Genomic DNA, 26,186 nt, shown 5'->3' with positions numbered 1-26,186 from the left:
TAAATTGTCCCTAGGCAGAACTCTTCGGGCAGCGCCTGTTTGGCATTTATACGACGTTAGCGCCTATTCATGGGGAATAACCACACTACACAGGCTCTTCCTTGCCTAAATACCAAATAGACTGCTGCAAATTTAACCTCGAAAGATAAACAGGCTCTAGGACACATCATTGCGTGGTTAAAAATAGATCTTTTTTTTACTAAGCAGCCTAAAAAGGATCAGGTTTTTACTAAGCTGTTCGGATTTGGGATCATGGTTATACTTAGTCAAATAACTAACTAGCTGATCTATTGTATAAATAAAATACGATCTGATTAACTGAGCGCCAAAGTTAGCGTAAATCTATGCACTAGTTAGTAAATGAATGATCCAAAAACTGCGTGGTTAGTAAAACCGTGATCCCATTTTACTGTGTGGGTATAACAGTGATCCCGTGCTTTATGGTATAAAAAAACCAGCTAGATCACGCCAGCTGGTTTTTATTACACTATGACTTAGTCAAAGATCGTTATCTAATTTTTGGGTCTAGCTCACCGCTTAAGTATTTAAGGTGCATGTCGTCCAGTGAAATTGGCTTAATTTTACTCGCTTGCCCAGCAGTACCAAATGAATTGTAACGTGCTACACAAATCTCCGTCATCGCTTTGGTTGCTTCAGCTAGGTACTTACGCGGATCGAAGTTAGAAGGGTTAAGCGCTAAATGACGACGAATAGCACCGGTAGAGGCTAAACGTAAGTCAGTATCAATATTCACTTTACGTACACCGTATTTGATCCCTTCTACAATTTGCTCAACTGGCACACCGTAAGTTTCAGGAATTTCGCCACCGTATTGATTTATGATCTCTAACCACTCTTGTGGTACAGACGACGATCCGTGCATTACTAAATGCGTGTTGGGAATACGTGCGTGAATTTCTTTAATACGATCAATTGCTAAAATGTCATCTGTTGGCGGGCGTGTAAATTTATAAGCGCCATGCGATGTACCACACGCAATTGCCAGCGCATCAACATGGGTTTTATTTACAAAGTCAGCAGCTTCTTCTGGATCGGTAAGCATTTGGTCAGTAGTTAGTTTACCTTCTGCGCCTACACCATCTTCTTCGCCCGCTTCTCCGGTTTCAAGTGAGCCAAGTACACCTAACTCGCCTTCAACCGATACACCACAGGCATGCGCCATAGCGACGGTTTCGCGTGTTACATCTACATTGTATTCATAGCTTGATGGGGTTTTTCCGTCTGTCATTAGTGAGCCATCCATCATTACAGATGAAAAACCTAGTTGAATTGAGCGTTGGCAAACACCGGGTGAGGTGCCGTGATCTTGATGCATTACGACTGGAATGTGCGGCCATTCTTCAACGGCTGCTAAAATCATGTGGCGGATAAATGGAGCACCAGCGTAAGCACGTGCGCCTGCTGATCCTTGAACAATTACTGGGCTGTTTGTTTTGTCAGCCGCTTCCATTATTGCGCGCATTTGCTCTTGGTTATTCACGTTAAAGGCTGGAACGCCGTAACCGTGTTCAGCTGCATGATCTAAAAGTTGTCGCATACTGATTAAAGCCATTGGGTATTCTCCAATTTATCGACAGCAGTCTCCTGCCATCTAGTTTGAACGGATGTGTTAATTTGACGCAATCACTGCGTCACGAACCATCGCAACTAAAACTGCAAAGTTTCGTCTTAATTAACTATTAAATAAGGGTGAGAGGTATTTAATAATTAATCGTTGGTGAGGGTTTCCCCTCACCTAATGCGGCTAAATAATGAATTATTTAGCGCGCGACTCTAGCATCTCTACTGCTGGAAGTTTTTTGCCTTCTAAAAACTCTAAGAACGCACCACCACCGGTAGAAATGTAAGATACTTTATCGGCAATGCCGTATTTATCAATAGCAGCTAATGTGTCGCCACCGCCTGCAATCGAAAACGCATTAGAGTTAGCAATGGCTTGTGCAATAGCACGTGTACCATTACCAAACTGATCAAACTCAAATACGCCAACTGGGCCATTCCATACCACAGTGCCGGCGTTTGCTATAATTTTAGCTAGCTGGTTAGCTGTGTCTGGGCCAATATCAAAAACCATGTCTTCGCTGGTTACTTCGCTTACATCTTTAAGCGTAGCAACTGCAGAGTCTGAAAATTCATTACCTACAACAACATCAGTCGGTACCGGAATTTCGCCATCGTTTGCTTTAGCTGCTGCACACAAGCGGTTTGCTTCATCCATTAAATCAGCTTCATAAAGTGATTTACCAACCGGGTAACCCGCAGCTGCAATAAAGGTATTAGCAATGCCGCCACCAGTTACAAGCTGATCAACAATTGTAGAAAGCGATTCTAAAACGGTTAATTTAGTTGATACTTTAGAACCACCAACAATAGCAACTAATGGGCGAGCTGGGTTATCTAGTGCTTTGCCTAGTGCTTCAAGTTCTGCTGATAATAACGGACCAGCACAGGCTACATCGGCAAATAAACCAACGCCATGCGTAGAGGCTTGCGCACGGTGAGCGGTACCAAATGCATCCATCACATACACATCACACAGTGCAGCAAGTTGCTTTGATAAGGCTTCGTCGTTTTTCTTCTCGCCTTTATTAAATCGTACGTTTTCAAATACAACCACTTCGTTATCGGCAACTTCAACACCGTTTAAGTAGTCTTTTTCAAGGCGTACATTTTGCTCAAGTGCATCGTTTAAGTAATCGGCTACAGGGGCAAGTGAAAATTCGTCATCGTACTCGCCTTCAGTTGGACGGCCAAGATGTGACATAACCATTACTTTAGCGCCTTTTTCTAGGGCTAGCTTAATAGTAGGCAGTGCAGCACGAATACGCGCATCTGAGGTCACTTTACCTGCTTTAACTGGTACATTTAAATCTTCACGAATTAATACGCGCTTGCCGTTTAAATCTAAATCTGCCATTTTTATGACCGACATAACATCTCCTTAGTTAACGATACTTGAACCTGAAAAATAAATTTTTAAATTATTATAAAATGCTTACTTAGCCATCATCGCACGTGCTGTATCTAGCATGCGATTGGCAAAACCCCATTCATTATCACACCAGACAAGTAATTTTATCAGGCGTTTGTGACTAACACGTGTCTGCGTGCCATCAATAATACAAGAATGTGGGTCGTGATTAAAATCAACCGATACCAAAGGTTCTTCGGTGTAACTTAAAATACCTTCTAAGCGGTCTTTTGCTTGGGCTTTAAGAGCCGTATTTACCGCGTTTAAGTCTACATCGGCATTTACTGTAACACTTAAGTCCATTGCCGTTACGTTAATTGTCGGCACGCGAACCGCAATGGCTTCAAAGCGCCCTTCAAATTTGGGTAAAATGCGGTCTATTCCGCGTGCAAGCTTTGTATCTACCGGAATAATAGACTGACTCGCAGCGCGGGTACGGCGTAAATCATGATGGTACGCATCAATCACTTGTTGATCGTTCATCGACGCGTGAATAGTGGTAATAGCACCCGACTCAATGCCAAACGCATCATCTAGCACTTTAATAACAGGCACCACACAGTTTGTAGTACACGAGCCGTTAGATACAATAGTATGCTCGCGCTTGAGCTCATCGTCGTTAATGCCATACACAATGGTGGCATCTACATCGTTATCAGCTGGGTGCGAAAATAACACCTTTTTAGCACCCGCAGTAATGTGTAATTGTGCATGCTCGCGCGAGTGATAAACACCGGTACATTCAAGTACTACATCTACATCTAGGGTTTGCCAAGGTAATTCTACTGGGTTTTCTTCACAAAATAGTGCAATGGTATCACCTGCAACGCTAATGGTGTCTTCACCAAGTTTTACAGGAAAAGAAAAACGACCGTGGGACGTGTCGTATTTTAATAAATGAGCAATAGCTTCAGGGTCAGCAAGTTCGTTAATCGCAACAATTTTTATCTCGTCGCTCAAACCTGACTCGTACAACGCGCGGACAATATTTCGACCAATACGACCAAAACCATTTATTGCAAGTTTGATTGCCATGAAATATAAAATCCACTCTCTTTACGTGCAGACAAAGGCATCAATGCCTTTTAGATGGCTGTATTGTAATCGACCTTGAACATTTTTATAAGAGGGAGCGATTAGAAACTTTAAATTAATAAACCTTTTCATATCAATATTAATAATCAAAATTTGTTAACAGTATTTTTATCCCTCTAATTAACCAATAAAAGTCTTAGTCCTTTAGTCTAATTTGTAGAATTAACATTGAATTTTAATCTAATCGGGTTATGTTATAAATCTCAAAAAATTTACCTTTTATTAAAAGTAAATTATCAAATAAAAGATCATTTATCTAAACTTTAGGTTAGAAAATAAAATGACAACACACACTAAAATTATCATTGCAGATGATCACCCGCTGTTTAGGCAAGCATTATCACTTATGCTTACATCGAGCTTTAATGACTCTTCGCTCCTTGAGGCTCAAACCATAGCAGAACTAGAACAAGCACTTACTGATACACCCGACATCGATCTTATTTTATTAGATTTAGATATACCAGGTGCAGAGGGGTTTAATACACTTAATAATATTCGCTTAAAATACCCACATATCGCGGTAGTAGTTATCTCTGGATTTGAGGAGCCAGAAACTATTAATAAAGCAATAGAATATGGAGCTGCTGGTTTTATACCTAAATCGACCCCTGTTAAAGACATGGTTACAGCACTTAATAGCATTATTAATGGAGAGCTTTGGGTTCCTGCTTACGCATTAAAACAAGGGGCGCAGCAAGATAAAGAAGAAAGTAAAATTTCAACACTCACTAATCAACAGCGAAAAATATTGTTTATGCTGGCTGATGGACTACTCAATAAACAGATTGCGTACGACCTAAACCTGTCTGAGTCGACAATAAAAAGCCATGTGAGTACTATATTTTTAAAGCTGGGTGTTAAAAACCGTACTCAAGCCGTTATTTTGCTAAACCAGCATAAGCATGAGCATGACTTTTTTACGCATAACACACCTTAAAGAAACGTATCGGATATATAGTTTTTTTCTAACCGCTTAGTTAAAAGGGAGCTCATCAACGCTCTTAACGCAATAGGCTTAACTATTTTACGCAAATATCCGATATCAGCACTCTGCGCTTGTTTTTGAACTGATTCATCCATTGTCGCTGTAATGAGAATTGCAGGTAATGGATAAGGACTTACTTCACGTATAGCTTGAATCAGCTCAATACCGTTGTAATAACAAATGTTAGAAGGGCTATGTTTTTGTGCCCCGAGTAATCCCGTGCTCGTTTGTGAATCACATGCGGGTACTGCCTCGTCTGTTAGCTGATAATCAACTAGTAAAATATCAATATCTTCCTCGTGGCTTTTGTAAATTGACATAGCTTGTTGAGCACTTGAGGCTATTAGCACATTACACTTCCATGCAGATAGTAAATCACTCATACCCGCCGTCACACTTTCTTCGTTGTCTATGCATAGCACACACACGCCTTGTAAGTTGTTACTGGCCTGCATAGGTTCAGCTATTTCAGGCTTAGCTACTGACGCTAATGGCACTTCTACACTAAACGTACTGCCACAATTTACTTTTGAGAGCAACCCAAGCTTATGGTCAAGTATTTCAGCGAGGCTTTTTGCAATATTTAGGCCTAAACCAAGCCCTTTTGGCCCCACTAACTTGGTTGATAATTGTGTAAACTGCTCAAACACTTGTTGTTGTTTTTCGTGTGGGATCCCGGGGCCATTATCAATCACTTGTATGCACAAATTTTGCCCCTTTCTACGACAGCCTAATAATACTTTTCCATCGTGCGCATATCGAAAAGCATTACTCAAAAAGTTTTGCACAATTCGAGCAAGTAAAGTTAAGTCACTTTTTATATATAACTTACTCGACGTACACCTAAAATCTATCGCGTAATCGTGCGTTAAAGCTGAAAACTCAAGCGTTAACATAGAGAATAGTTTTTCAAGTGGAAATACGCTTATATCAGGAGATATATTACCGCTTTCAATACGTGCTATTTCGTTTAAATCGAGTAAAAGATTATTAGCAATCTCTAACGAGTTATCTATTTGCTTAATCTGCATACGCTCTTGTGGCGAAACTTTGGCGCTCAAACTCACCGCCGATGAAAACAAACGCGCAGCAGAAAGAGGCTGTAATAAATCGTGGCTACATGCTCTTAAGTATTGGCTTTTTTTAAGGTGGGCTTGCTCTGCTTTTAGTTGTGCTGCAACAAGTTCTTGATTCGCTTTTTCGAGCTCAACATTCGCTTGCTCTAACTCTTTTGTTCGTGCTAAAACGCGGCTTTCTAAATCTGTATTTTCTTCTTTTAAGTATTTCTCGGCTTTCCTAAACGCTGTTATATCCGTAAAAATCATCACAAAGCCCCCGCCTGGGATCGGGTTTCCTTCAATATTAATAATTTTATCGTTAAGCAAACGTCGTTCAGACTGGTGCCTACTACCTGCTTTTAAATACTCTAGCCGTTTATTTACTTGAGCTTCTATATCACATACATAACGCTTTTGATTAGTAAGATTGTATCTAATAAGTTCACTTATAGGGCAACCAATATAGATAAAGTCTTCAGGATAATTAAAAATATCTAGGTATTGCTTATTCCAAGCTACTAAATTTAAGTCGCCATCAATCACTGAAATACCTTCACTGGTATTCTCAATTGCCCCCTGTAAAACTGAGCGACTAAACTCGAGCTGCTGAGTAGAATTGTCTTCTACAATTTTTGCCACTTGGTCAAAAGCCATATCACGCCCCCCCAAGCCAAAAGACAATACTAGTTTGGCCGATGCGGCTCCTAGTACCGGCGCCAACGTATTTTCCGCATGAAACAACAACGCTTCATTGTAGGTTTTATGCTTTTTATCTTTATGCAGTAAATTAAATTGCGCAAAACACTCTTTTGACTTTTCTAAGCCAATAAAACGGGCCAACAATAATTCAAGCTCACTTATATCCACCTTAGGTTGCTTAGGAAAATGCCGGTGGTAGTTTTTACCTTTATCGTAAAAAAACTTGCTTTGCATTTCTTCGCGGATGTTTTGTCGCGTCAATAATGACACTATAAATAACACACTTATATTCAGACTTAGCCCTATTAAGGTCATTACGGTGGTTTTTGGCCAAGAGGTGCTACTAAATAAGTGCTCGTAAAAGCCAAGCTGAGGAAGTAAATTGCCAAACACCCAAATTAGAAAACCGCAACAGATCCCCCAAAACACGCCCTTTTGTGTGGCCCTAGGCCAGAAAAAAGCAGCAATCAATGCAGGTCCAATTTGCGCAATAGCGCCAAAAGCAATTTCACCCAACGATGATAACGCGCCTGGTGGTGAAATAAGCAACATTCCAAGGCTCAATGCAATTACAACAACCACTAACGCCTTTCGAATAAATAAAAGCCGTGCTTGAAAATGCAAATAATCATGGTTTTTTCTAGGTGAAAATTTAAATATAAGCGGAAAGACAATTTCATTGCTTAACATCGTACTTAAAGCAATGGTTGATACAATAACCATGGAACTGGCTGCAGAAACAGCCCCTAAAAATGCAAATAATGACAGCCACACGTGCCCATAATAGGCGGGTAAAAATAATACATAAGCATCAGCATTGAGTGAATCAGCATAATTTAAAGTACCCGCTAAACCAATTGGCCCTGCAAAAAATGCAAATACAAAAATATAAGTAGGTAGCAACCAACGTGCCATGCGGCTTGTTTTTCTATCTTTGATTTCAACAAACATAACTTGAAATTGGCGCGGTAAACATAAGCACGCTGACATCACAATAAATAGTAAACCAAACATCCCCACTAAGTTACTTGGCTCAAATTGCTGTGCTAAAGAAACATGCCCTTTTGACTTTTCTAAAATTTCTAAAGGTGAGTCATAAATTACAAACGATACAAACAGTCCAACAAGTAAAAATGCGATTAACTTAACTGTGGACTCAAAAGCAATGGCTATCATTACGCCTGGGTGGCGCTCTGTTACATCAATTGTTCTGATCCCAAAAATAATTGTAAAGCCAGTTAAAATAATACTCACAATCAAACCTAGCTGCCAAATAGGGAGGTCCTGGCTTTCTTGCAAAATAATATATGAGTCAATAATTGCTTTAAGCTGTAAGGCTATATAGGGCAAAGTGCCTATTAACGCGACTAGCGTAATAATAAGTGCCAAGCTTTGTGACTTACCAAAGCGGGCTGAGAGTAAATCTGCTATTGAGTTTGTTTTTAATTGCAGGCTCGTTTTTATAATTCGTTGTATAAAAGGCCAAGCAAAGACAAATAATAAAATTGGGGCTAAATAAACAGGGATATAATTGAAGGAGCCACCAGCAGCTTGTGCAGATGTGCCTAAGAAACCCCACGAGGTACAGTAAACTCCCAGCGATAGCGCATAAATAATGGCATGCTGCTTAGCAACTAGTTTGTGACGGTACTTGCCGCCTAAAAAAGCGATTAAAAACAGTAAACTTATATAGCCAATGCTTACACTTATTAGTAACCAATTAGAAAACATAATGAGCTTCTTTTGCGCGCTTTTAGCACGTTTTTTATTATTAGTAGAAGTGGGAGTTACCCTTTTTACATTCTGAATTTAACCATATAGCACCCAACTAAAGAACTAGACTAAAGGACTAAACGCTAGGTGCTAAGTCTTATTACTAATTGTTGCTTTGTTCGGTTTACTTACTATTAGCTGAACAACTAATACAAGGGAATAAGCTAGATGTTCGATTCAAAATATAAAAAACTACTCTTGGCATCTTCGTTACTAACTGCAAGTTCAACCGCTTTTGCCGGCTACGAAATCAAACTAACAGAAAACGATAAACTCACATTTGGTGGCTATATAAAAATAGACTCTCGGTATGTTGATGGAGATGTAGCTTATCGTGATTTTTGGATTGGGGATGGTGCAGCGCTTGAAGAAGACGCCTCTCAGTTTAAAATTTTTGCTAATGAAACCCGTTTCAACACCAAGTATGTCCATGGCGATGTTACCGGCTTTATTGAAATGGATTTTAACGGTGGTGGTGGTAACGAAATCATATCGAACTCTGCAAACCCACGTATACGTCACGCTTTTATAAACTATCAAGACCTTACTGTTGGCCAAACGTGGTCAACATTTATGAATACTAGTGCCATTCCAGAAGCAGCCGATTTTGCAGGTGCGACCACAGGCTTAGTTTTTATTCGTCAAGGGCAAGTGCGTTATAACATGGGTAATTTTCAACTGTCGCTAGAAAATCCAGAAACATGGGGCGGCGATACCTCTAACGACAAACTTCCCGATTTAGTCGCTCGCTATAACTTTAAAGATGATTGGGGCAACGTATCAGTATCTGCCCTTGCGCGTCAGCTTAACACCCTCTCAGGTGAACAAGAATCAGCTTTTGGTATGTCTGTGGCAGGCTTAGTTAAAACAACTGGCAAAGATGATTTACGCTTTCAATTTCACAAAGGTGAGCTTGGCCGCTATGTCGGCGCTGCCGCTGCAAAAGATGTATACGATAACGAAGTTGAAGATCTCACTTCGGTACTCATAGCATACCGCCATTTTTGGACAGATACACTTCGTTCAAGCGTACTCTACGGAAAAGTTGAAGGTGATGTGTCTGAGCGCGAACGTACTCAATGGGGCGTTAACGTATTTCAAAATTTAACCAAAGATTTAGTGGTGGGTTTTGAAGTAGGTAACTTCTGTATGGATGAACAAGATAAAGACTCTAACTACGTTCAAGCCACATTGAGGTTTGCACTTTAAGCCACTCTACCTCTAATGCTTAGCACCGCGTAACACTTCCAACCAATGTTGCGTTTGGGAGGAGAATACTCTCCTCCCCTTTTTTGCTTTAGAGATAGTCTACCCGAAAAATTTGGAGAGCAGCAATGACAGCTTCAATACTTAATGTAGAAAACATATCACTTGCTTTTGGTGGGGTTAAAGCCTTAACCGATGTGAGCTTTTCTGTAAAAGAAGGGTCTGTTTTTTCGATTATTGGCCCTAATGGGGCCGGTAAAACCTCAATGTTAAATTGTATTTCAGGACGCTACACCCCTAATAGCGGTAACATTTTTTTTAATAATAAAAACGTAACAAGTTTGCAGCCAAACGACCGCGCCGATTTAGGCATGGGACGAACATTTCAAAACCTCGCGTTATTCGGTCATATGTCGGTATTAGACAATATTATGGTTGGCCGTCACCACTTATTAAAAAACAATTGGCTAACGGGTCCATTATATTGGGCATCCGGTGCGCAAAAAGAGGAACTTGAACACAGACGAAAAGTTGAAGAAGTCATCGACTTTTTAGAAATATCACACATCCGCAAATCCATAGCAGGCACCCTGTCTTATGGTTTACGCAAACGCGTAGAGCTTGCAAGGGCAATGGCCCTCAATCCTAAACTTATTTTACTCGACGAGCCTATGGCAGGCATGAACCTAGAAGAAAAAGAAGATATGGCTAGGTACATTCTTGACCTTAATGAAGAGTTTGGGGTCACCGTCGTCATGATTGAACACGACATGGGCGTAGTGATGGATATTTCACATGAAGTAATGGTTTTAGATTTTGGCAAAAACTTAATTTGTGCCAAACCCGAGCAAGTAATGGCAGACCCATACGTAAAACGTGCCTATTTAGGACTCGAAGAAGCCGATAGCGAACCTGAAGAAGCTACCACATTAGAGGAAGTAAGCTAATGACTCACCATGATTCAATTAATGACTTTGAAATGGCCGAACTCAATACCTTTCCTAAAATATTACAGTTTAATGCCCAGCAATGGCCCCATGAAATAGCCATGCGAGAAAAAGAGTTTGGTATATGGAATGAATTTACATGGGAAGACTATAACAACCGAGTTAAGTGGCTCACGCTTGCATTACTTGATAAAGATGTAAATAAAGGTGATGCAATTGCTTTGCTTGGCGATAATCGCCCAGAATGGGTATGGGGAGAAGTAGCTGCACACGCAATGCGATGCCACTCTTTAGGTATTTATCAAGATTCAATGCATGAGGAAGTGGCCTACTTACTCCAAAGTAGCCATTCCACGGTTGTAATAGCTGAAAATGAAGAACAGTGCGATAAATTACTCGAACTAGGCGATGAAATTTCACACGTAAAATTAATTGTTTACTGCGACCCTAGAGGCATGCGCAAATACAGCGATGAGCGCTTAATTGACGTAAATTCGCTGTATACACTTGGCCAAACCATAGATAACAGTGAACCCAATCGCTACCCACAACTAGTTGAAGCAACCTCCCCAGACGACATAGCAATTTACTGTACAACATCCGGCACTACTTCAAAGCCTAAAATAGCACTACTCAATGGTGGTAATTTTGTTAAACATTGCAGCGCTTACTTAAGAGCCGATCCACGCCAACCAGGCGATAACTACGTATCGGTATTACCTCTGCCTTGGATAATGGAGCAAGTTTATGCTGTTGGCCAAGCGCTTATTGCACGTCAAATAGTTAACTTTGTTGAAGAGCAACAAACATTAATGTCTGATCTTAGAGAAATAGGCCCAAGCTTTGTATTACTTGCCCCACGCGTTTGGGAAGGAATATTAGCGGATGTTCAAGCTCGGATGATGGACTCAACTCCATTAAAAAGAAAACTATTTTCTTTTGCCATGAGCATTGCCCAAAAGAGCCAGCTTAAAGGTAAAAAGTCGTGGCTTGCAGAGCTTATTTTAATGAGAGCGCTTAGAGACAGACTCGGCTTTTCATATTTAAAATCTGCAGCAACAGGTGGAGCCGCAATGGGACCTGACACATTTAGGTTTTTTCAAACCATTGGGGTACCGTTAAGACAACTTTATGGTCAAACAGAAATGTGCGGCGCTTATACAATTCATCATCAAAACGATGTTGATTACGATAGCGTTGGCTTTGCGTTTGATAATGCGCAAGTAAAGGTTATTAACGAAGATGAAGCAGGTGTTGGCGAAATTGTTGCAAAAACAGTGGGTATGTTTACCGGCTACCTTAATAATCAAGATGCATACAACGAAGATGTTAAAGATGGATGGATGCAAACAGGCGATGCTGGCTACTTTAAGCCTTCAGGGCATTTGGTTGTTATTGATCGGATAAAAGACTTAGCATGTACAAGTAACGGCGTTCAATACTCACCGCAATACATTGAGAATAAATTGAAGTTTTCGTCATTTATTGGCGAAGCCGTCATATTAGGTAAAAACAAACCTTATTTATCAGCCATCATTTGTATTCGTTTTAGTATCGTTGCTAAATGGGCAGAACAACACGGTTACTCATTCACAAATTACACTAACTTATCGACCCACCCTGAAGTTTATAAAAAGCTCAGTGAAGAAATACAACGTGTTAATGAATCGCTTCCTGACGCACAAAAAATACATAAGTTTTTACTGCTTTATAAAGAACTTGATGCGGATGATGGAGAGCTTACACGTACGCGTAAAGTAAGACGCAGCGTTATTGCCCAAAAGTATGGCGATATCATAGATGCGATATACCAAGATCAAAATATAGTTGATATTGATACCCTTGTTGTATTTCAAGATGGCACTAAAACACGCATTCAAACGCAACTTAAAATCCAATCTCTTATTAATACTCCCACAGTCACTCCCGTGGCAAACACTCACACTGAAGCACAACGGAGAGCATCATGAACTTTGAATTACTCATTCAGTTAATCATTAATGGGCTTATTGTCGGCCTGCTGTATGGCGTCGTCGGTATGTGTTTTGTTTTAGTTTACAAGTCGACACAAATTGTAAACTTTGCACAGGGTGAATTTTTACTTGTAGGTGCCTGGGTGTGCTGGAGCGTGCTTATTTATTTAGAACTCCCCTTTATTGTTGGCTTTTTGCTCACAATGGCGTTTATGGCGGCCTTTGGTATTTTAATTCAAATGATTGTATTACGCCCTATGATTGGCGAGCCAATTATTTCAGTCATTATGGTCACAATTGGTTTATCTATCTTTTTCCAAGCATTGATGAAATGGAGCTTTGGTGTATCAGCGCAAAGTTACCCGCAGGTATTTGATGCGCAAAGCATTCAAATTTTTGGCCTAAATATTGAGTCAGCCTACTTAATGAGTACGGTTATCGCCTTAATTATTATGGTTGCATTTTACCTCTTTTTTAAACATTCAAAATATGGTCTCGCTATGCGAGCCACTGCATTTAATCAGCAAATTGCACAAAGCTTAGGTATTTCCGTTAAACAAGTGTTTGCTATGAGCTGGGGCATTGCGGCAACGGTATCAGCAACAGCCGGTATTGTAATAGGGATGGTTAACGGGGTTTCAAGTTCCCTATCAATGATGGGGATTAAAGTGTTCCCAGCCGTTATTTTAGGTGGCCTTGACTCGATTGTAGGTGCAATTGTGGGTGGTTTAACAATTGGAGTGTTGGAAAACTTAGCTGAGTTTTTTGATAGCCAATACCTTCATGTTGGCAACATGTACGACATAGCGCCATTTTACGTCCTTCTCATCATACTTTGGTTTAAACCTTACGGTTTATTTGGGACTAAAGATATTGAACGAATTTAAGAGCTTACATTTAGCGACGCGCTGAAAAAATACAGCGCAATGCGCTTACACATAAATTATAAAAATTAGGATTTTATTATGTCTAGCTTAACTATGCGCCCATGTGGCGACTTTAGAACCAGTTACAAACAAGACAATACCATTTACGAAACTAAAACTATTCGTAACGTAGCTATTATTGCCATTGCACTACTATGCTGCGCACCATTTTTGGTCGATGCATACTTTCTAACGCTTTTTATTCAAATTTCATATTTAGGCATTGCAGCACTAGGCCTTAACATTTTAGTCGGTTATACGGGTCAAATATCATTAGGCCATGGCGCCTTTTTTGGCTTTGGTGCGTTTTCCTCAGCTTGGCTGAATATGTCCTTTGGCATCCCTGTTTTATTGTGTATCCCTATTGCAGGCTTTTTAACTATGTTGGTAGGCATGCTATTTGGCCTTCCCGCTTCGCGTATTAAAGGGCTTTATTTAGCAATTGCCACTTTAGCCGCCCAGTTTATTCTCGAAGACTTTTTTGCTCGCGCCCAATGGTTTACTGGTGGCTCAGCAGGCTCATCAGCCGACCCTGTCTCTATTTTTGGCTTTGTGTTTAATACCGACCAACGCTTTTTTTACATTGCGTTGTTTGCCCTTGTTTTTATGTATATCTGGGGATGTAACCTAATGCGCAGCCGAGAAGGTCGCGCCTTTATTGCAGTAAGAGATCACTACCTATCAGCAGAAATTATGGGAATAAAACTTAATAAGTACCGTTTGCTGTCATTTGGAGTTTCATCTTTCTATGCGGGTATTGGCGGTGCGTTATATGCGCATTACCTAGGCTACGTTTCAGCTGAAGGATTTACATTATTCATGTCGATTCAATTTCTAGCGATGATCATCATTGGTGGCTTAGGTTCTATTAAAGGCACTCTTATGGGTGTTGTATTTATGGTGTTTTTACCTGAAGTGTTAGAAAGCTGCGTTGGATTAATGAAAATGACTGATTGGGGCAATATTCCTATGGTGGTTGATGGCCTTGCTTACATTAAGGAAATGGCTATTGGCCTCGTCATTATTTTATTTTTAATTTTTGAACCTGAAGGCATGGCGCATCGCTGGGCACAAATTAAAAACTATTGGAAATTTTACCCGTTTTCTTACTAATAAATTACACGACAACAACAAGCTCATTGGCAACACAGCCAAAAATGAAAAAGGAAATTATCATGCACAATAAATTAAAACTTAGTTCTGTATTTGTATGTTGCTCATTAGCCATGAGTAACCATGTTATTGCTCAAGATTCAGTCTTTGTAGGCCACTTAGCTGATATGTCAGGGCCTACCTCATTTGTTGGTAAAAACTATGCTGACGGAGTACGAGACTCACTTGCTTACATTAATAAAAATGGCGGCATTAATGGCACTCGATTAGAGTCTGAAACTATTGATTACGCCTATAAGGTACCACAGGCCATTGCATCTTATAAAAAATGGTATTCGCGTAAAAAAATGGTCGCAATGCAAGGCTGGGGTACCGCAGATACAGAAGCGCTAATTTCGTTTGTAGCCAGAGACAAAGTCCCCGTATTCTCAGCGTCTTATTCTGGACATTTAACCGACCCGACAGGCAAAAACCCACACACTAAAAAACCAGCGCCTTATAACTTTTTTTATGGCGCTTCATACTCGGACTCTTGCCGTGGACTTGTTCAATGGGCAGCTGAAGATTGGAAGAATAAAGGCGGTAAAGGTAAACCTAAATTTACTCACCTCGGCGCAAATCATCCATTTCCTAATGCACCTAAAGAAGCCTGTGCAGAATACGCAACTGAGCTCGGTTTTGATGTACAACCTGCAATCGTGATTTCAATGAAACCAGGCGATTTTAAAGCGCAATGTTTAAGTTTAAAAAGTTCAGGTTCTAATTACGGCTACATTGGTAACTTAGGTGGCTCTGTACTTTCGTTGGTTAAATCATGTAATACCGTGGGAACCGATATTCAATTCATGTCGAATATTTGGGGAGGAGACAAAAAAATATTCAATGCAGCGGGTGAAGGCATTAAAGATTATATTTTCCCTACTATGACCCCTTTTTGGGAAGATGAAACACCTGGCATGAAGTTGGTGAGAGAAATATCAAAACAATCCGATCCATCAGGACAAGAACAGCGCGTTCACCATTATGTGCGCGGTGTTTGTTCAACGTTTTATATGAAAGAAGCCATGGAATGGGCAAAAGAAAATGGCGGCATAACTGGCGAAAACATTAAAAAAGGCATGTACGTTAAAAAGAACTGGGTGCCTAAAGGGCTTGAGGGTGTGTGCTTAGCTGCCAACTGGAGTAAAGACGATCACCGCGGCGTAAACCAAGTAAACATATATAAAGGTAATTATAACAAAGGCAATGTAACAGCTGAGAAAGTGTCGGTAGTAACGCTTGAACGCCGTGACGATTGGTTAGGTTACTAATAAATACAAAAATTGGTTGCAAAGACCCCAAAGGTTTTTTGCAACCAATCTACAAGACTAAATAATTCCGGAGTATGTATGTCATCAGCAGCAAAAAAATTAGAGCCCGCCTCACCCATCTTAACCGTCAATAATATAGAGGTTGTGTACGATGAAGTTATTCAGGTACTCAGAGGTGTTAGCTTAGATGTTCCAGAGGGAGAAATTGTTACTTTATTAGGCCCAAATGGAGCCGGTAAATCAACGACACTTAAAGCTATTTCTGGATTACTTAAAACCGAGAACGGTGAAGTAACGAAAGGTGACATTACTTTTATGGGCGAGCGCATAGATTCTAAAAATGCAGAAGATGTAGTGCGCAGTGGTTTATTTCAGGTAATGGAGGGGCGTCGCATTATCGAAGATATGACGTCTTTAGAAAACTTAAAGCTCGGTGCATTTACTAGAAGAGACTCGCAAATAAACCAAGATATTGACATGGTTTATCACTACTTTCCGCGTTTGAAAGAGCGCACAGGTTTAGCCGGCTATTTATCTGGCGGTGAACAACAAATGTTAGCAATAGGCCGGGCATTAATGGCGAGGCCAAAGATGATTTGCCTAGATGAGCCATCAATGGGCCTATCGCCACTACTTGTAAAAGAAGTATTCGCGATAATAAAAAAAATAAATGAAGAGCAAGGCATCACTATGTTTTTAGTAGAGCAAAACGCTAATTACGCGCTGCGTGCTGCTAATTATGGCTACATTATGGAGTCTGGAAAAGTGGTATTAGACGGAACGCAAGAGCAGCTCATGAATAACGAGGATGTTAAAGAGTTTTACTTAGGCGGTGGTAACGAAGACCGTAAAAGCTTTAAAGATTTAAAGTCTTATAAACGCAGAAAGCGCTGGCTGTAATAAAAACAGTTTAAATAAATTTACTTTTTAGCATGACTTCGGAGCCCCTTATGACTAACTTATTTAGCTCAAAAGAAAGCCAATCGCATCTAAGCCGAGAAAACGATTTATTTGCAAAATTACCTGGCTTTATTTCGTACGCAAAGCAAAACAGTCCCTATTACAAAAATATATTAGCCAACATTACTGCGGATAATATAACTAATCGGGAACAATTGGCCACACTGCCCATTACCAGAAAATCATCACTCATTAGCTTACAAAAAACAGAATCGCCGTTAGCGGGGTTAAACTCAAAACAAGGACATATTAGTCGGCTATTTCAATCGCCCGGCCCTATTAACGACCCAGAAAACTGTGAAAATGACTGGTGGAGAATGGGTCAAGCATTTTACGCAGCTGGTTTTAGAAAGCACGATAAAGTGCAAAACTGCTTATCGTACCATTTAACGCCTGGTGGGTTCATACTTGATTCGGGAGCTCGCGCCTGTGGCTGTATTGTAATACCCGCAGGACCTGGTCAAACCGAACAACAGCTCGACACCATTGAAGGGTTGAAACCTCAAGGCTATTGCGGCACTCCCTCTTTTTTAAAAATTTTATTAAACAAAGCTCAGCAACAAAAGCGCGATATAAGCAGTATTACTAAAGCATTAGTCACCGGTGAGGCTTTACCTAAAGCACTGCGTGATGAGTTTACAACAGCAGGCATTAATACATTACAAGCCTATGCCAGCGCAGATGTAGGTTTAATTGCTTATGAGAGCATTGCAGATGACGGTTTAGTTATTGCTGAAGACCTTATCGTAGAAATTGTTCGCCCTGGCAGTTTAGAGCCGGTAGCCGATGGCGAGGTGGGTGAGGTAGTTGTAACCAGCTTCAACCATGACTACCCTTTAATTCGCTTCGCTACAGGTGACTTATCTGCTATTAAATCAGGGCAAAGTACCTGTGGGCGTACAAATTTACGCATAAAAGGCTGGATGGGCCGAGCAGATCAGACAACCAAAATTAAAGGTATGTTTGTCCATCCCGAGCAAGTGGAGCGCGTTAGGTTAAGTGTTAGCGGCATTGCTAAAGTCAGGCTTAATGTTACAAGTGAAAGCTATAACGATCAAATGCACCTTTTATGTGAGCTAAGTACAAACGCCAATGATATAGACACAACCACACTGCAAAACACACTAACAGAAAGCCTAAAGCTATATACAAAGTTAAATGGCAGTGTTGAGCTTGTGAGCCCCGGCACTTTAAACGATGACGGCAAAGTGATCGACGACCTAAGAGCTACTTGTTAGTTTTACTTTCAACAAGGCTTTGAGTTTGCTAATAAAATACCTACCTCAGCAATTTAAAGCCTTTATCTCTAAAAGAGCAATATATGAGTAAAATCGCTTTTCAAGACTACTATATACAAAGCTTAAGCCATTGTTATGGATGCGGTAAAAACAACCCCGAAGGGCATCAGCTTAAAAGCTACTGGTTAGATAACTTTGAGGGAAGTAAAACAATAGCTCACTTTACGCCTAAGCCTTACCACACCGCTATTCCTGGGTTTGTGTATGGTGGCTTATTGGCCTCTCTTATTGATTGTCATGGCACAGGGAGCGCAGCAGCCGTTGTCCACTATAAAGATAACTTAACTATTGGCAGCGACCCTACAATTCGTTTTGTTACAGCGGCCTTAAATATTAATTATTTAGCGCCAACACCTATAGATAAACAACTAGAGCTCGTAGGCGAGTTTAGCCAAGTAAAAGATAATAAAGTAATTGTTGATATTACTTTATCTACACATAACGTTATTTGCGTAAAAGGTGAAGTAGTCGCTGTTAAAATGCCAGCCACGTTTAAATAAGCAGTATTTAAAACTTTTAAATGAACCCAAAAGTAGCTTAATTACTCTGCTACTTTTGGGCGTTCACCATAGTATAAACTGATTATTTACTACAATGCTTTTAAAGCATTAATGATATCTTCTGGCTCTGAGCGTGTACGGTAATCAACATCAACATAACGCCACGTCACTTTACCTTCGCTATTTAAAACAAAGGTGGCAGGGATAGGTAAAATGCTGCTATTGCCGTTATTAAGTGACTCTAAATCAAGGCCGCGGTCTACACGCATATGCTCTAGTAAAAATGCAGGAACTTTCCACGCAACGCCATAGCTTGCTGCAACATCCGCATTTTGGTCACTCAGTACTACAAAGTCCATGTTACTTATTTCGTTTTCGCTCATTGAGCCATCGGGCACTTGTGGGCTAATAGCCACCAGCTGCGCGCCTAATGCATGAATTTCAGGTAAGCGCGCTTGAAGCGCTTTTAGCTGTAAATTACAGTATGGACACCAACTACCACGATAAAAAGTAATAACCACGGGGCCTTTAGCAAGTAACTCGGCTAACTGCACCGATTCACCTTGTTGATTTGGTAACTCAAAGCTTGGCGCGTTTTGGTTTAGAGCAAGTGCATTAGCACCCTCTTGAAAAGATTTTGCTTGAGCAATACTCTCATCAACACCTTTCATAAAAGCAGGATTGCCCTTTCGCCCTGCTGCTACTTTTGCCTCGGTTTGTGCTTTTAATGTGTTGCTTTCATCGTTCATAGTATGGCTACCTTCAAATTTATCAAAAACGTAAAGCTAGCTTACAGTACGAAAATGTATTTGGAATGAAAATATTAGCTTAATCATCTACCTCTAAATCAAACACCACGTTTATAGATGATTTAAAGCTTATTGTTGCCTGTAAATCGTTACTACGTATTTGAGGAAAAGAATTATTGCCTTGCTGCGCCCTGTGCATTTTGGATATGGCTGTACTAAAACCACTGTCATAGTTGTTTTTAGTTGAGCGAATAGTGCGTACTTCACCTACTTTTGCATTGAATGAATCAGCAAGGGAACCCGCTTTTATTTTTGCATCTTTAATTGCTAGCTGAGTGGCTTGCGCTTGCAGTTGCTCATATTTAGAAGATAAAAACTCAATGTTTTGAATGGCATTTACTTTTTGGTTCAATAAAAAATCTGTTAAATCGCTCACTCGCTCAATACTGTTTAGCGTTACTTCAAACGTTCTTATCGCTGAGTAATCGCTAAGGGCCTGATGCCCTGTTTCAATATAATCCATCCCTGTTTTTTCAATTTTAACGTTTGAGGCAACTACGTCATCGGCGCTTATTTCAAATTGATTGAGCCCATCTATTAATAACTTCACTTTATTCTCAAGCGCGTTATTGGCGGCTTTCGGCTCATTTTTAACACTATTCACCTTAAATAGTATTTTAGCCATGTCAGGCTCAACTAATACCTCAGCAGTGCCTTGCACTGAGATATGACGATTGGCTGGTAAGCTCGAATTAGCAAAAGCGATAACAGGGAGTAAGGTTAGAAAAATAGTGGTAATGAGTTTCATAATTTGCCCTGAATAAAGTGCCATGCTGAGCTATGCGTCCATACTAATAAATAGCAGCAATCGTGTTTTAGCGAATGTTTAATCACTGTGTGTTTGAGCAGCTTTTGACTTTGGCTTAATCGTTTTTTCTTTGTGTGGGTTAGGTATTAATGCTGAAATATTTTCTTGTGAAATAATAAGTAACTTATCTTGTTTATTATCATAAACAAATAAATTCCCCATTGTTGAGGCTACTATTTGAACATTTTTAATTTGAGTTATTTTACTCTTAGCAATTGGATAATTTAATGACAAGTGATAATTCATTGTTCTTTCATTTATTATATCTTTACTGTGTGAATGCGCCAACATAGTAGGGTATGTAGATATTATAAGTGCTAAAAGTAACATGAATGAGTAACTAGGTTTTAATAAATAGAACGGGTAACCAAAACCATAATAAAGTTTTTTTAAAACGGTTGTTTTACTAGGATCTGGCATATGTCCTGAGCGCCAATTTAAATAAATTGCTGTTAAAACGATGATCGCAGTATAAAGAGTAATAAGTAAAGGATTTGAAATCAGTGCCAGTAAAAAGTCACTTATTTCAATGAAGTTGAATACATCAACCGAGAAGTCATTAAGTAAAACGTAAAGATACACAACACCTGATAAACTACCCAGTAAGTAAAGAATAGTAAGAAACACACCAAAATTATTGTGAATGTACTTTTTAACTGCTTTGAGGTCATTGTTTAACTGGTTGTAATACTTACTGGCGGCTTCAATTACCATAATAAATCCTTTTAAAGTTATTATCTTAACAAAATAATTAGTAAATGCTGTAGTTTTGTTAAATTATTGACCTCAACTGCAACTCTTTGCCACGGTTTATTTGATAGCACTGAGCTAGCAATAATTCGGCGGTGGCTTGTGCATCTGTCAGTGCGTTATGACAGTGATAACGTGGTAACTCATAACGTTTGCGACACGCACTTAGGGTTAAATCATCTTGTTTTATTTCTGCACCTTGGCAAATAAGGCGTTTTTTTTCTATGTGTAGAGTGTCGAGTATTAGCTTTGGTTGCGTACTAATGTTGGCGTTTTTAAGGGCTGCTTTTAAAAAGCCCCAATCGAGTATCGCGTTATGAAACACCAAAATGCTGTCGTTAAAATGCGCTTTTAACTGCATTAATATACTTTCTAAGCTCTGCCCTTTAGCCACTGTGTCGTCAATAATGCCGTGAAAAATAGGGCTTTGATCTAGGCTTTTTACATCCTTGTTTATTAAATGCTGCGACTCGCTCATTTTTATACATTGGTTGTCTATTTTAACCCAAGCCACCGATACAATTTCATGCTGGTTTACATCAAGCCCAGTAAGCTCTAAATCAATCACTAAATAGCGTTGCGTTAACGCGTTTTGACTTAATAAATTTCGCCTTTTTATACACTTACTGAGCCATTTTTTTACCACAGCGCTTACCTCCTGTTACAAACTGCCACGGGCAAATTTAAATGCGGCGGCTTGCTGGGCTTGTTTTACTAAGTAAAAGGCTTCTTTTAATTGGTGGCGTTCAAGTGAGGTAAGTTTATCAGGGTTTATGCAGTTACTTGGTAAACCCTCTTCGTTTATTTGCGTGCTAAAGCGTAGCTGAGTTAAAAATCGCCAGCAATCTTTTAAGTTATATATGTCGTCTTTATTTAGTAGTTTATGTTTAAGTAGGGCATCTAGGCGCTCTTGTGTGTTAGCCCGTTTTATACCGGCTTTTAACGCATATAAACGCACTATGTCGTTAATAATAACCACGCCACGTTTTTTTAAATCTATGTACTTATGATTGTTGTCGCTTTTTTGCGTTTTAAGCTTATTAAATAAACCTATAGGCACTGAGCTGGCTCTTATATCGGTTGCCATAGCAGCATAAAATAACTCATCGCGCGATATTCTATTTAGCTGCTCGCAAAAACCACTATACAAAGCGTTTGAGCCTTCAATAAAGCGCAAATCAAAAAATATTTTACAGTTAAGCATGGCACTTGGAGTTGGGCTTTTTATCCATTTAAAAAAGCGCTCACACCACTGGCTTACACTCATTCTGCACTCATCACTGCTGGCCATTATATTACCTGGGCAACGTCTAATTCCGCACTCTACTAGCTGTTCACAAACAAACTCCCCCATGTGTTTAAAGTAAGCTTGATGCTCGTCGCTTAAGTCATCGGGCAGTAGTAAGCCGTTGTCTTGATCTGAGTGTAGGGTTTGCTCCTCCCTTGCTTGTGAGCCAAAGCAAATAAAACAAAAACTGGTGGGGGCTGCGCCGTTTTCTTCTTGAAATAAGTGAATAAGGCGCGAGGTTAACGCATCGGTTAAGCCACTGAGTAATTTACCAATTAACGATATGTCTTCTATGTTGTATGAAAAGCTGCGCAGTAACTCAGGAATTTCGCCCGCATAACGTTTTAAGTCGGCAATACTATGCGCTTTATAAATGCGGCCAATAAGCTGCACAGGGTCGCTTTTTTGCTGCCGTAGTAAGTCGGTGCTAGTAAGCATACCCAACGGTTTATGATTTTCGTCGAGCACGGGTAAATGATGAATATTATATTTAAGCATTAAATGTAATGCCGAAAACACGCGATTGTTTTCAAATATAAATTTAGGTTTGGCACTCATTATGGTGCTTACTGCATCTTGCGGGTCTACTTCGTCGGCCAGTACGCGGTTACGTAAATCGCGGTCGGTAACAACACCCACTAATATTGCGTGTTCGGTGATCATAATTGACGATACACCGTGTTTTTTCATTTTTTTAGCGGTTTGCCTAATGCTTGCATCGGGCGCGAGGGTAATTGCAGTGCGGGTCATTAGCTCAGATATTCTTCGCTCAGACCAACTATCGTTTTTACTTTTATAATGCGATGAAAGCAAACGGTTAGCGTGTGCTCGCACAAAGTATTGCTCAAACGGTTTATATTGGCGGCGTAAAAAGTCAAAGTGCTCTTGGGAGAGCATATACACTATACCTTCTTTTTGTACCTGCAACCTATTTTGAATCGCTTCCCCTGTTAACAAAGAGGGGTAACCAAAATAATCACCTTGGGCTAAGCGTTTTACTACATCGCCTTTTGCATCGACAAGGTCGTATAAGCCTGAGCGAATTAAAAATAGCTTTGGACTTTGCGTTTGCAGCCATTGCGCTTGATTTTCTCGGGTTAAATACACACTGTCTATATGCCCTACAAAATACTCACACGCACTGTCGTGCAGCATGCTAAACGGCGCCTGCATACACACAAACTGGGCAACTTCCTGCTGCTCTACACTCATTGTTGTACTCATTAAAAAGTATACACAAAACCTAATGTACTCATTATTTAAACAAATAAAAAGCCCGACTAAAGTCGGGCTTTTGGTGCTTTATTTTTAAGTAGGCTTAACACATTAATGTGCGTGTGCTTCACCTGACCCTTTTGGATTACGAATCCCCTCCACCATTTGCTGTATTTCAAGCGGAGTCGATTTTGTTAATTTAAGCACTATTGCGGCAACCACAAAGTTGATGACCATACCCACTAAACCGATTCCTTCGGGTGAAATACCTAAGAACCAATTTTCTGGGCTATTGAGCTCAGGGCTTACAAATTTAAAGAAGATAATATACGCAGCGGTAAAGCCTATACCGGTTATCATGCCGGCAATGGCGCCTTCTTTGTTCATTGTTTTAGAGAATATCCCCATAATAATTGCAGGGAAGAAACTCGCTGCCGCTAAACCAAAGGCAAATGCCACTACCGATGCCACAAACCCAGGCGGGTTAATTCCAAAGTAAGCTGATATTACAATAGCAATCATCGCAGCTAATCGAGCGGCCAATAGCTCTTGTTTATCGCTAATATCAGGCTTAAGGGTTCGCTTGAGTAAATCGTGCGACACGGAGGTCGAAATAACCAGCAGTAAACCGGCGGTGGTAGATAGTGCTGCTGCAATACCACCGGCCGCAACGAGTGCAATTACCCATGCTGGTAAATCAGCAATTTCAGGGTTAGCCAGTACCATAATATCGCGGTCTACTTTTACTTCGTTTGCGCTAGTCGGATCTTCTACTTTACCGGCGGTGTAAAACATTTTGCCATCGCCGTTTTTATCATTAAAGGTAATTAAGCCTGTGCGTTCCCAGTTTTTGATCCACGCAGGCGCTTGAGCGTACTCTGTACCGCTACCATCTTTACCGTTAATGGTGTCAATCATGTTTACGCGTGCAAACGAAGCAACTGCAGGTGCCGTAGTATAAACAATGGCAATAAATACCAGTGTCCAAGCTGCAGAAATACGGGTATCTTTAACGCGAGGTACAGTGAAAAAACGTACAATTACATGCGGTAAACCGGCAGTACCAACCATTAAAGCACCAGTAATAGCGAATACGTCAATCATGCTTTTAGAGCCTTCGGTGTACTGTGCAAAGCCCAGCTCTGCGCTTAAACCGTCTAGCTTATCAAGTACATACATGCCTGAGCCATCACTTAATGTGGCACCAAAACCGGTTTGTGGGAAGAAGTGGCCTGTCATCATCATTGAAATAAAGATAGCGGGTACAAGGTAGGCAAATACAAGCACACAGTACTGCGCCACTTGCGTGTAGGTAATGCCTTTCATGCCGCCAAGTACCGCATAAAAGAATACAATCACCATTCCAATATAAACACCAGTTTCAATTTCTACTTCTAAAAAGCGCGAAAATACCACGCCTACACCACGCATTTGCCCAGCAATGTAAGTAAAACAAATAAAGATAGCACACAAAATAGCAACAACACGTGCTGTTTGTGAGTAGTAACGGTCGCCTATAAAGTCAGGTACAGTGAATTTGCCAAATTTACGTAAGTAAGGCGCTAAACACATAGCGAGTAATACATAGCCGCCAGTCCACCCCATTAAGTAAACACCGCCATCGTAACCTGCAAACGAAATAATACCCGCCATTGAAATAAACGACGCTGCGCTCATCCAATCGGCTGCGGTTGCCATACCATTAGCCAGCGGAGGTACGCCGCCCCCTGCCACGTAAAACTCATTTGTAGAGCCTGCGCGCGCCCAAATTGCAATACCGATATAAAGCGCAAAACTTAAACCAACAATTATAAATGTGAGTGTTTGAACATCCATTACCTAGCTCCTATTCGTCTACGCCGTATTTTTTATCTAACGTGTTCATTTTGAAAACGTAAACAAAAATCAAAGCTACAAAGGTGTAAATAGCGCCCTGTTGTGAAAACCAGAAGCCAAGTTTAAACCCAAAAAAACGTACTTCATTGAGTACATCTACCAGTAATATGCCAAAGCCAAATGAGACCACAAACCACACTGCTAGTAACTTAAACAGTAGTGAAATGTTTTCTGCCCAATAAGCTTTTGCCTGTTCTTCATCTTTAAAAGCCATTTTTATTTTCCCCTTTAAGCATTGCATAATTGCAATGAGTGGTTTTTTTATAGTCGGTTATTAATTTAGCAACGCGGCGTAAAGAGTGAAGTGAGACCATAGTCGTAACAGCTTGTTAACGTTTACGTAAACTGCAGATTGAGCTATATTTAAAAACCAAATAATAACTATTTTTCAATAACTTAATTTTTAAAAAAGGATGTTCATCACAAAACTTAAGTGTATTTGTGTAAAAATGCGACATTAGTCTAATAAATCAACAAAACTATAAATAGCCATTTAAAATCAATTAGATAAAATCAGCATTGAAATTTTGAACAAAATTGTGCACGCACACTTAAAGTTATCTCTGGTATTGTGTATGGGTA

General features: G+C 40.1%; 21 protein-coding genes. 10 read left to right on the top strand and 11 right to left on the bottom strand.

The window, feature by feature from the left end; genetic code table 11:
* Positions 1-508: 508 nt before the first annotated feature.
* The 3 genes from fba to epd form a co-directional block, all read right to left on the bottom strand.
* A complete protein-coding gene (gene fba, locus CWC16_RS16970; protein WP_055015101.1) occupies positions 509-1,573 on the bottom strand; it encodes a class II fructose-bisphosphate aldolase in 1,065 nt (354 codons plus the stop codon).
* 204 nt (positions 1,574-1,777) lie between these two features.
* The gene (locus tag CWC16_RS16965; RefSeq protein ID WP_138542366.1) at positions 1,778-2,953 is read right to left on the bottom strand and encodes a phosphoglycerate kinase; all 1,176 of its coding nucleotides are present in this window, start codon (positions 2,951-2,953) and stop codon (positions 1,778-1,780) included.
* A 63-nt stretch (positions 2,954-3,016) separates the two neighbouring features.
* A complete protein-coding gene (gene epd, locus CWC16_RS16960; protein WP_055015099.1) occupies positions 3,017-4,027 on the bottom strand; it encodes an erythrose-4-phosphate dehydrogenase in 1,011 nt (336 codons plus the stop codon).
* Positions 4,028-4,367: 340 nt separating this feature from the next.
* Between epd and CWC16_RS16955 the strand changes: the two genes are divergently transcribed.
* Positions 4,368-5,027: a response regulator transcription factor gene (locus CWC16_RS16955; RefSeq protein ID WP_138542365.1), complete on the top strand. Its 660-nt coding sequence runs from the start codon at positions 4,368-4,370 to the stop codon at positions 5,025-5,027.
* Here the strand turns inward: CWC16_RS16955 and CWC16_RS16950 are convergent.
* Positions 5,024-8,563 (bottom strand): hybrid sensor histidine kinase/response regulator, encoded by a 3,540-nt coding sequence (locus tag CWC16_RS16950; protein ID WP_138542364.1) that lies wholly within the window; start codon positions 8,561-8,563, stop codon positions 5,024-5,026. The two genes, CWC16_RS16955 and CWC16_RS16950, sit on opposite strands and share 4 nt — an antisense overlap.
* A 210-nt stretch (positions 8,564-8,773) precedes the next feature.
* Here CWC16_RS16950 and CWC16_RS16945 point away from each other — a divergent pair, with 210 nt between their 5' ends.
* The 9 genes from CWC16_RS16945 to CWC16_RS16905 all read left to right on the top strand — a co-directional run bounded on the left by CWC16_RS16945 (position 8,774) and on the right by CWC16_RS16905 (position 18,838).
* On the top strand, positions 8,774-9,814 hold the full coding sequence (locus CWC16_RS16945) for a DcaP family trimeric outer membrane transporter (RefSeq protein ID WP_138542363.1): 1,041 nt from the start codon (positions 8,774-8,776) through the stop codon (positions 9,812-9,814).
* A gap of 125 nt (positions 9,815-9,939) precedes the next feature.
* Positions 9,940-10,758, top strand: a complete 819-nt coding sequence (locus CWC16_RS16940; protein WP_055019332.1) for an ABC transporter ATP-binding protein — start codon at positions 9,940-9,942, stop codon at positions 10,756-10,758.
* Complete coding sequence (locus CWC16_RS16935) at positions 10,758-12,728, top strand: long-chain fatty acid--CoA ligase (protein WP_138542362.1); 1,971 nt, start codon at positions 10,758-10,760, stop codon at positions 12,726-12,728. Before CWC16_RS16940 ends, CWC16_RS16935 begins: the two co-directional genes overlap by 1 nt.
* Entirely contained in the window at positions 12,725-13,618 is an 894-nt protein-coding gene (locus tag CWC16_RS16930; protein ID WP_138542361.1) for a branched-chain amino acid ABC transporter permease, read from the top strand. Before CWC16_RS16935 ends, CWC16_RS16930 begins: the two co-directional genes overlap by 4 nt.
* Before the next feature lie 78 nt (positions 13,619-13,696).
* Complete coding sequence (locus CWC16_RS16925) at positions 13,697-14,770, top strand: branched-chain amino acid ABC transporter permease (RefSeq protein WP_138542360.1); 1,074 nt, start codon at positions 13,697-13,699, stop codon at positions 14,768-14,770.
* Positions 14,771-14,832: 62 nt separating this feature from the next.
* On the top strand, positions 14,833-16,080 hold the full coding sequence (locus CWC16_RS16920) for an ABC transporter substrate-binding protein (RefSeq protein ID WP_138542359.1): 1,248 nt from the start codon (positions 14,833-14,835) through the stop codon (positions 16,078-16,080).
* A 78-nt stretch (positions 16,081-16,158) separates the two neighbouring features.
* On the top strand, positions 16,159-16,980 hold the full coding sequence (locus CWC16_RS16915; RefSeq protein WP_089348525.1) for an ABC transporter ATP-binding protein: 822 nt from the start codon (positions 16,159-16,161) through the stop codon (positions 16,978-16,980).
* Positions 16,981-17,030: 50 nt separating this feature from the next.
* Positions 17,031-18,278 carry a phenylacetate--CoA ligase family protein gene (locus CWC16_RS16910; protein ID WP_138542358.1) on the top strand — a complete coding sequence of 416 codons (1,248 nt, stop codon included), beginning with the start codon at positions 17,031-17,033 and terminating at the stop codon, positions 18,276-18,278.
* 83 nt (positions 18,279-18,361) lie between these two features.
* Positions 18,362-18,838, top strand: a complete 477-nt coding sequence (locus tag CWC16_RS16905; RefSeq protein WP_138542357.1) for a PaaI family thioesterase — start codon at positions 18,362-18,364, stop codon at positions 18,836-18,838.
* Between the two features lie 89 nt (positions 18,839-18,927).
* On the opposite strand, the gene CWC16_RS16900 is transcribed toward CWC16_RS16905, so the two are convergent.
* The 7 genes from CWC16_RS16900 to CWC16_RS16870 all read right to left on the bottom strand — a co-directional run bounded on the left by CWC16_RS16900 (position 18,928) and on the right by CWC16_RS16870 (position 25,818).
* The gene (locus tag CWC16_RS16900) at positions 18,928-19,587 is read right to left on the bottom strand and encodes a peroxiredoxin-like family protein (RefSeq protein ID WP_138542356.1); all 660 of its coding nucleotides are present in this window, start codon (positions 19,585-19,587) and stop codon (positions 18,928-18,930) included.
* 79 nt (positions 19,588-19,666) lie between these two features.
* Positions 19,667-20,395: an SIMPL domain-containing protein gene (locus tag CWC16_RS16895; RefSeq protein ID WP_138542355.1), complete on the bottom strand. Its 729-nt coding sequence runs from the start codon at positions 20,393-20,395 to the stop codon at positions 19,667-19,669.
* Positions 20,396-20,473: 78 nt separating this feature from the next.
* Complete coding sequence (locus tag CWC16_RS16890) at positions 20,474-21,169, bottom strand: hypothetical protein (protein WP_138542354.1); 696 nt, start codon at positions 21,167-21,169, stop codon at positions 20,474-20,476.
* Between the two features lie 58 nt (positions 21,170-21,227).
* Positions 21,228-21,851 (bottom strand): 3'-5' exonuclease, encoded by a 624-nt coding sequence (locus CWC16_RS16885; RefSeq protein ID WP_138542353.1) that lies wholly within the window; start codon positions 21,849-21,851, stop codon positions 21,228-21,230.
* A gap of 15 nt (positions 21,852-21,866) precedes the next feature.
* Positions 21,867-23,705: a DUF294 nucleotidyltransferase-like domain-containing protein gene (locus CWC16_RS16880; protein WP_138542367.1), complete on the bottom strand. Its 1,839-nt coding sequence runs from the start codon at positions 23,703-23,705 to the stop codon at positions 21,867-21,869.
* 114 nt (positions 23,706-23,819) lie between these two features.
* On the bottom strand, positions 23,820-25,544 hold the full coding sequence (locus CWC16_RS16875) for a sodium:solute symporter family protein (protein ID WP_138542352.1): 1,725 nt from the start codon (positions 25,542-25,544) through the stop codon (positions 23,820-23,822).
* 10 nt (positions 25,545-25,554) lie between these two features.
* The gene (locus CWC16_RS16870; RefSeq protein ID WP_004586074.1) at positions 25,555-25,818 is read right to left on the bottom strand and encodes a DUF4212 domain-containing protein; all 264 of its coding nucleotides are present in this window, start codon (positions 25,816-25,818) and stop codon (positions 25,555-25,557) included.
* Between the last annotated feature and the right edge of the window lie 368 nt (positions 25,819-26,186).

Origin of the sequence: Pseudoalteromonas sp. S3776 (assembly GCF_005886915.1) — a bacterium.
Classification (GTDB): Bacteria; Pseudomonadota; Gammaproteobacteria; order Enterobacterales; family Alteromonadaceae; genus Pseudoalteromonas.
The sequence above is the reverse complement of the archived record's forward strand: the minus strand, read 5'-3'. Positions and strand labels throughout refer to the sequence as shown.

What these genes read in the sequence shown, in the direction of transcription:
- CWC16_RS16915 (WP_089348525.1), top strand. Translation starts at nt 16,159, where the DNA reads ATGTCATCAGCAGCAAAAAAATTAGAGCCCGCCTCACCCATCTTAACC.
- CWC16_RS16910 (WP_138542358.1), top strand. Translation starts at nt 17,031, where the DNA reads ATGACTAACTTATTTAGCTCAAAAGAAAGCCAATCGCATCTAAGCCGA.
- CWC16_RS16870 (WP_004586074.1), bottom strand. Translation starts at nt 25,818, where the DNA reads ATGGCTTTTAAAGATGAAGAACAGGCAAAAGCTTATTGGGCAGAAAAC.
- fba (WP_055015101.1), bottom strand. Translation starts at nt 1,573, where the DNA reads ATGGCTTTAATCAGTATGCGACAACTTTTAGATCATGCAGCTGAACAC.
- CWC16_RS16890 (WP_138542354.1), bottom strand. Translation starts at nt 21,169, where the DNA reads ATGGTAATTGAAGCCGCCAGTAAGTATTACAACCAGTTAAACAATGAC.
- CWC16_RS16930 (WP_138542361.1), top strand. Translation starts at nt 12,725, where the DNA reads ATGAACTTTGAATTACTCATTCAGTTAATCATTAATGGGCTTATTGTC.
- CWC16_RS16880 (WP_138542367.1), bottom strand. Translation starts at nt 23,705, where the DNA reads ATGAGTGTAGAGCAGCAGGAAGTTGCCCAGTTTGTGTGTATGCAGGCG.
- CWC16_RS16945 (WP_138542363.1), top strand. Translation starts at nt 8,774, where the DNA reads ATGTTCGATTCAAAATATAAAAAACTACTCTTGGCATCTTCGTTACTA.
- CWC16_RS16900 (WP_138542356.1), bottom strand. Translation starts at nt 19,587, where the DNA reads ATGAACGATGAAAGCAACACATTAAAAGCACAAACCGAGGCAAAAGTA.
- CWC16_RS16955 (WP_138542365.1), top strand. Translation starts at nt 4,368, where the DNA reads ATGACAACACACACTAAAATTATCATTGCAGATGATCACCCGCTGTTT.
- CWC16_RS16895 (WP_138542355.1), bottom strand. Translation starts at nt 20,395, where the DNA reads ATGAAACTCATTACCACTATTTTTCTAACCTTACTCCCTGTTATCGCT.
- CWC16_RS16935 (WP_138542362.1), top strand. Translation starts at nt 10,758, where the DNA reads ATGACTCACCATGATTCAATTAATGACTTTGAAATGGCCGAACTCAAT.
- epd (WP_055015099.1), bottom strand. Translation starts at nt 4,027, where the DNA reads ATGGCAATCAAACTTGCAATAAATGGTTTTGGTCGTATTGGTCGAAAT.
- CWC16_RS16940 (WP_055019332.1), top strand. Translation starts at nt 9,940, where the DNA reads ATGACAGCTTCAATACTTAATGTAGAAAACATATCACTTGCTTTTGGT.
- CWC16_RS16950 (WP_138542364.1), bottom strand. Translation starts at nt 8,563, where the DNA reads ATGTTTTCTAATTGGTTACTAATAAGTGTAAGCATTGGCTATATAAGT.
- CWC16_RS16965 (WP_138542366.1), bottom strand. Translation starts at nt 2,953, where the DNA reads ATGTCGGTCATAAAAATGGCAGATTTAGATTTAAACGGCAAGCGCGTA.
- CWC16_RS16920 (WP_138542359.1), top strand. Translation starts at nt 14,833, where the DNA reads ATGCACAATAAATTAAAACTTAGTTCTGTATTTGTATGTTGCTCATTA.
- CWC16_RS16875 (WP_138542352.1), bottom strand. Translation starts at nt 25,544, where the DNA reads ATGGATGTTCAAACACTCACATTTATAATTGTTGGTTTAAGTTTTGCG.
- CWC16_RS16925 (WP_138542360.1), top strand. Translation starts at nt 13,697, where the DNA reads ATGTCTAGCTTAACTATGCGCCCATGTGGCGACTTTAGAACCAGTTAC.
- CWC16_RS16905 (WP_138542357.1), top strand. Translation starts at nt 18,362, where the DNA reads ATGAGTAAAATCGCTTTTCAAGACTACTATATACAAAGCTTAAGCCAT.